Origin of the sequence: uncultured Thermus sp., assembly GCF_938010445.1 — a bacterium.
Lineage (GTDB): Bacteria > Deinococcota > Deinococci > Deinococcales > Thermaceae > Thermus > Thermus altitudinis.
Genome location: NZ_CALLUR010000045.1, coordinates 1 through 5,619, shown reverse-complemented (window position 1 = coordinate 5,619; position 5,619 = coordinate 1). Strand labels below are relative to the sequence as shown.

The following is a 5,619-nucleotide window of genomic DNA, read 5'->3' as shown; positions in this document are numbered from 1 at the left end:
CTTGGGCAAGCGGGCGGAAGGGGATCCCGTGCTGTTTAAGAGCGTGGGCCACGCCCTTTTTGACCTGGCCGCGGTGCGCCACCTCCTGGGCTTGGACTAGAGGCGAACCACGATCTTTCCGGTATGCCCCCGGTCTATAAGGGCCTGGAAGGCGGCCTCAGCCTCGAGGAAAGGGAAAACCGCCCCCACCACCGGCTTGAGCTCACGGCCCAACCGGGGCAGGAGAAACCCCAAGGCTTCCTGCACCAAGGCCTGTTGCCTGAGGAGGGGAGCCAGCCAAAAGCCCGTGACTGTAAGGTTTCGGCGCATGAGGCGCAGGGGATTCAGGGAAGCGGCCTCCCCCTCTACGGCCCCGATATAGACCAGCCTTCCTCCCGGGTTCAGAAGGACCAGGCTTTCCTCTAGAAGGTTGCCGCGCACCTCCAGAAGGATGTCCACCCCGCCGAAGGCCTTGGCCTTTTCCGGAAGCTCCCCATAGGTGGCGGTGGCCTCGGCGCCTAGGGTTTGGGGGAGGGCCAGCTTCTCGGGCCTCGAGGCGGCGGCCAGCACCCGCAAGCCCATGGCCTTGGCCACCTGCACGGCGGCGGTTCCCAAGGCCCCTGCCGCTGCCTGCACCAGGACCTTTTCCCCGGGCTTGGCCCCCGCCTGCCGCAGGGCTAAATAGGCGGTGAGGAAAGAAACCGGGTAAGCGGCGGCTTCCTCAGGGGAAAGCCCCTCTGGCACGGGGAGAAGGGCCTCCCTGGGCACAGCTATCCGCTCTGCTAGAGCCCCATGCCCCATTAAAGCGGCAAAGCGCTGGCCTGCCACCCGACCTACGGCCTCCATACCGGGCACGAAGGGTGGGTGGACGCGGGTGAGGTACCCACCAAGGCGCATAAGGTGGTCGGCAAAATTCAGGCCCACCGCCTCCACCTCCAACACCACTTCTCCCGGGCCCGGTGTGGGGTCGGGAAGCTCTTTAAGGACCAATGGACCACGCAAGCGTTCTTGCACCCAGGCGCGCATGGGGGGAGCTTACCCCTTTACGGAACCAGCTAGAAGGCCCCGCAGGAAGTACCGGCCCAGGAAGATATAGACGAAGAGGGTAGGTAGGGCAGCCAGGATAGCCCCGGCCATGGGCAGATTCCATTTCACGGCTTCACCCCCTGCCAGCTGGGCCAGGGCCACAGTGATGGGCTGGCTTTCCGGCCGGGTTAGGGTCACGGCGAAGAGGAACTCGTTCCAGATCTGTGTGAACTGCCAGATGGCCACCACTACGAAGGCGGGAGCGGAAAGAGGTAGGATCACGTGCCGAAAGATACCGAAGAATCCCGCTCCGTCTATGCGGGCTGCCTCTACCAGCTCATCCGGGATTTCGCTGTAGTAGTTCTTGAAGATCAGGGTGACGATGGGAATTCCGTAGACCACGTGTACCAGGATGAGGCCCCAGAGGGTGCCATAGAGGCCTATGGCCTTCACGAACTGGAAGAGGGGGATCAGGATGCTTTGGTAAGGGATGAACATGCCGAAGAGCATGAGGGCAAAGAGGAGGTTAGATCCCCTGAAGGGCCATTTGGCCAGGACGTAACCGTTGAGCGCTCCCACTACAGCAGAGAGAACGGTGGCAGAAAGGGCCAGGATCACGCTGTTTTGGAACTTGGGGCGGAAGGCCTCCCAGGCCACCCTGAAGCTTTCCCAGTATACGGGATTGGGCCAATGCCAGACCGTGTCCAGGGTGATTCTGGCAGGCTCCTTTAAGGCGGTGAGGATCACCAGGTAGACGGGAAGGAGAAAGAAGAGGGTGGCAAGGAGGAGAAAGGTGTATAGAAGAATCCGGCCCATCAGCGCCTGACCTCCTTCCTCAGCTGGCTCGCCAGGTAGGGGATGACCACCATGGCCACCAAAAGCAATAGGAGTATGCCGATGGCAGCACCCTTGGCAAACTGGTTGCCTCGGAAGGCCAAAAGGTACATGTAGATGGCTGGCACGTCGGTGGGAGCATAGTCTAGCCCAGCCATAGCGAAGATAAGGTCAAAGATCTTCAAGGCAATGTGGCCTAGGACGATCAGGGCGGAAAGTGTGATGGGGGCGAGGAGGGGAAAAATAACGTACCGATAGGTCTGCCACTCGCTGGCCCCATCCACCTTGGCGGCCTCCAAAATTTCCACGGGGATGCCCCTCAGGCCCGCCAGGTAAAGGGCCATGGTGTAGCCCGACATCTGCCACACCGCTGCCAGGATCACGCCCACCAAGGCCAGGCTGAAGCCGTGGGGCTCGGCGTAGGGAAGAAGGCGGATGTTCCGACCCAGGGTTAGGGCCCAAAGGAGAAGCAGCCCACTGGATAGGAGACTCCAGAAAAGACGCTTCCTTTCGCCTCCGCGGTGGGCTTGCCAGGCAAGGTACAGAAGGGTTAGACCCACGGCCAAGGCTGTGTAGAAAGGGAGTTGATTCCAGTCGAAGACCAGCACCTGTTGCCTTGTGGTGAGCCAGGGAAAGTTGAAGGGGGGAAAGCCAAAGAGAGTGGGTAAAACGTTGACCCCACCTTGGGGTTGCAGAAGCCAACGCCAGATGGTGCCTGTTACCACGAAGGAGAGGGCCATGGGAAAAAGAAAAACAGTGCGAAAAAAGCCTTCCCCCTTAGGGCCTCGGTCTAGGGCTATGGCCAATAGAAGGCCCAGGCCCAGGGTTCCCGCCATGAAGAAGAGGGTAAAGAAGATCAAGTTGACCACGCTCTGGCGGAACCGCACGTCCACAAAGCCGCTAAAGAGCTCGCGGTAGTTCTCCAGGCCCACGAACTGGAGCTCAGGTCTCAGGGCCAAAGCTTGAGTGGGGTTCTTACCCCAGTCGCTGAAGGAAACCCAAAGGTTTTGCCCGATGAAGCCGTAGACAAAGATGCCCACCGCCACCAAGGAGGGAAGGAGGACCAGAAAGGCCGTGATCCGGTCGCGCATGCTACCTCCGGGAAAAGCCCGTGGGGGCTAAAGCCCCCACGGGCCGAGAGGCGTTACCGGCCCAAGCCTACCTGGTTGGCGATGGCCTGGGCGGCGTTGGCTGCCGCTTGCGGGTTCTTGCTCTGCAAGAAGATCTCCATCACCGTGCCGAACTGGCTCATGAAGCTTTCGGGTGCCACGGCTCCGTGCACCAAGGAGCCCACGATGCGATTGGACTGCCAGTCCTTCATGGCCGACTGACCATAGGCGTTGTATTTGGCAGGGTCAGAGTCCAACCGGGCGGCGATGGAGCCTTTTAAGGGGTTAAAGGTGTCTTGACCTTCCTTGGAGCCCACCAGCTTGAGCCAGTTGATGGCGTTCTGCCGGTTCTTGGCTCCCTTGGGCAGGCCGAAAGAATCGGAGAGCATCATGAAAACCCCGGAGGTGCCTGGAGAGGGTGCCCAGGCGAAGTCGGTGCCGGGCTTGAGCTTAAGGGTGGTGCTCATGTAGCCAGCGGCCCAGTCGCCCATGATGTTGAAAGCAGCTTTACCCTGGACTACCCGGTCCACCGCCTGCTGCCAGGACAGGCCTGCGGCGTCCTTGTTGGCGCAATCCAGCACCTTGCCGAAGGTGTCCCAGACCGCCACCGCCTTGGGGTCGGTGAACTTGAGCTTGCCGTTCCAGAGGTTGGCCCAGCCGTCAGCCCCCAGGGTGGCCAGGGCTACGCTTTCCCAGAGGTGTTGTTGGGTCCAGTTCTCCCCTAAGGCTAAGGGCGCCTCGAGACCCTTACGCTTTAAGGTCTGGCAGGTGGCGAGAAAATCCGCCCAGGTCTTGGGTGGTGTCACCCCCCATTCCCGGAGCTTGGCGGGAATGTACCACATGACGTTGGAACGATGGATGTTGACGGGCACGCTCCAGATACCCCCCTTGTAAGAGAGGAGGTCGATAAGGCCCTTGGGGAAGGCTTGGAGCCAGCCCTCCTGCCGGAATAGGCTGGTGAGGTCCTCCATGCGGTCTGCCACCACCCAGGTGCCGATGAGCTCCTGCCCCGCGTGCACCTGGAAGGTGTCGGGTGGATCCCCACCCAGCATGCGGGTTTTCAGTACCGCCTTGGCGTTGACCCCAGCTCCTCCCGTCACCGTGGCGTTGATGACCTCCACGCCGGGATACTTTTGCTTGTAAAGCCGGATGAGGGCCTCGAGGGCTGGTCCCTCATCCCCTGCCCACCAGGAAAAGATCTCCAGCTTGCCCGTCTGGGCCAGGGCGCTAAACCCCAGGGCCACGCCGATCGCTAAAAGCCACTTCCTCATACCTACCTCCATTGCGACGTGGGCTTTCCGCCCACAGGCCGCCCAGCTCAAAAAACTTGACCAAAAAGAGACTGGCCCCACCCACGGCCGGGGCCAGGTGTCCGTAGACGGAAGGTTGCACGGGTAAGGAGCGGTGGGCCTCCAAAAAGGCGTGGGCCTCCAAGGACTGGCGCATGGGGTGTTCCAGATGGGTGAAGAGCTCGGCTGCCTTGCCTCCCACCACCACCCGACCCGGGTCGTAGGCTACCGCCAGGTTGGCGAGGAACCGCCCTAAGACCTCGCCCAGATGGTGGATGGCCTCGAGGGCCAAATCCTCCCCTTGCTCGGCCAGGTGGAGGAGGGCCTCCAGAACTTCGGCCTTGCCTCCAAGGGCCCGGTAATGCTCCAGAAGTGTTCCGAGGCCGAGCTCAGTTTCCAGGCACCCTATCCGGCCGCAGGCGCAGGTTTTATTCCCCTGGCCGAGCCAATGTCCAAGTTCCCCAGCAGCCCCGCTGGCTCCGCGCAAAACCCGGCTTTCCGATACCACCCCAACCCCCAGGCCCGTGCTGAGCACCAGATAGGCTAAGTTTGCCTCCCCGTGGAAGAAGACCTCGGACAAAGCCGAGGCCTTGGCATCGTTTTCCAGGGCCGTGGGCAAGGGGAAATCGGCAAGCAGGGGCCGGAGGTTCAGGTTTCTCCAGCCCAGGTTAGGAGCTAACAAGAGGCGGTCTTCCACCACCACCCCGGGCAGGGTGATCCCTAAGCCCAAGGGTCCGGGCACGTGGGGAAGTATCTCCCGTAAAAGTTTTTCCAAACGCTCCTTGGGCCCGGCCTCCCGAAGATGGCCCCATTCCTTGGCCCACAGGACCTCCCCCCGCCAGTCCAGGGCCAAAAGGACCGTTCCCTCCACCCCTAGCTCCGCCCCTAGGGCGAAGCGGGCACCGGGGCGCAGGTGGAGCAAGGTGCCGGGTCGGCCCACAGGGGGAGAGGTAAAGGCCCCTTCCTCCAAGAGGCCTTCTTGCAGGAGTTCGTCCACCAGGCGGCTTACGGCACTTTTGGCCAGGCCGGTAAGCCGGGAAAGATCCGCACGGGTAAGGGGGCCCCCCCTGAGGTGGGCCAGGATGGCCCGTCGGTTTAGCCTGCGTATTTCCTGTGTATCCCCCTTGCGCATCCGTTCCCCTCCGCCCCCGCCTTTAGTTCGTTCTTGGGACTAAGTAAATCACCGGGTACCAAGTCTGTCAAGGCCTTGCCTTTTCATCCCCTAAGCTTTAGGCTGGCGATAGGGCCCGCTAGGGCCTTAAAGCCAGGTCCGTTGCCCTGGTGCCTGGGCGCGTAGTCCAGGCTTAAAGTGGGGAAGTCCGGTGCAAGTCCGGCGCTGTCCCGCAACGGTAACCGGTCCTCCTACGTGCCTGTCTATGTAG

Annotated in this window: 5 protein-coding genes, 1 pseudogene and 1 riboswitch; of the genes and pseudogenes, 1 reads left to right on the top strand and 5 read right to left on the bottom strand. The window is 61.8% G+C overall.

The genetic code is table 11. From position 1 onward, the window contains the following. A pseudogene (locus Q0693_RS02445) lies at positions 1–100 on the top strand (ornithine cyclodeaminase); the annotation flags it as partial. Here the strand turns inward: Q0693_RS02445 and Q0693_RS02440 are convergent. The 5 genes from Q0693_RS02440 to Q0693_RS02420 are packed head-to-tail and all read right to left on the bottom strand — an operon-like array spanning position 97 to position 5,369. Continuing rightward, positions 97–1,005, bottom strand: a complete 909-nt coding sequence (locus Q0693_RS02440; protein WP_298628921.1) for an NADPH:quinone oxidoreductase family protein — start codon at positions 1,003–1,005, stop codon at positions 97–99. The pseudogene Q0693_RS02445 and the gene Q0693_RS02440 overlap by 4 nt on opposite strands. A gap of 9 nt (positions 1,006–1,014) precedes the next feature. Beyond that, positions 1,015–1,821, bottom strand: a complete 807-nt coding sequence (locus tag Q0693_RS02435) for a carbohydrate ABC transporter permease (protein ID WP_243026746.1) — start codon at positions 1,819–1,821, stop codon at positions 1,015–1,017. After that, positions 1,821–2,930: a sugar ABC transporter permease gene (locus Q0693_RS02430; RefSeq protein ID WP_243029687.1), complete on the bottom strand. Its 1,110-nt coding sequence runs from the start codon at positions 2,928–2,930 to the stop codon at positions 1,821–1,823. The genes Q0693_RS02435 and Q0693_RS02430 overlap by 1 nt, the downstream gene beginning before the upstream one ends. A 53-nt stretch (positions 2,931–2,983) precedes the next feature. Further along, on the bottom strand, positions 2,984–4,219 hold the full coding sequence (locus Q0693_RS02425) for an ABC transporter substrate-binding protein (RefSeq protein WP_243029688.1): 1,236 nt from the start codon (positions 4,217–4,219) through the stop codon (positions 2,984–2,986). After that, positions 4,176–5,369, bottom strand: a complete 1,194-nt coding sequence (locus Q0693_RS02420) for an ROK family transcriptional regulator (protein ID WP_298628916.1) — start codon at positions 5,367–5,369, stop codon at positions 4,176–4,178. The genes Q0693_RS02425 and Q0693_RS02420 overlap by 44 nt, the downstream gene beginning before the upstream one ends. 130 nt (positions 5,370–5,499) lie before the next feature. Beyond that, a riboswitch (cobalamin riboswitch) is annotated at positions 5,500–5,619 on the top strand. This riboswitch is flagged as partial in the annotation.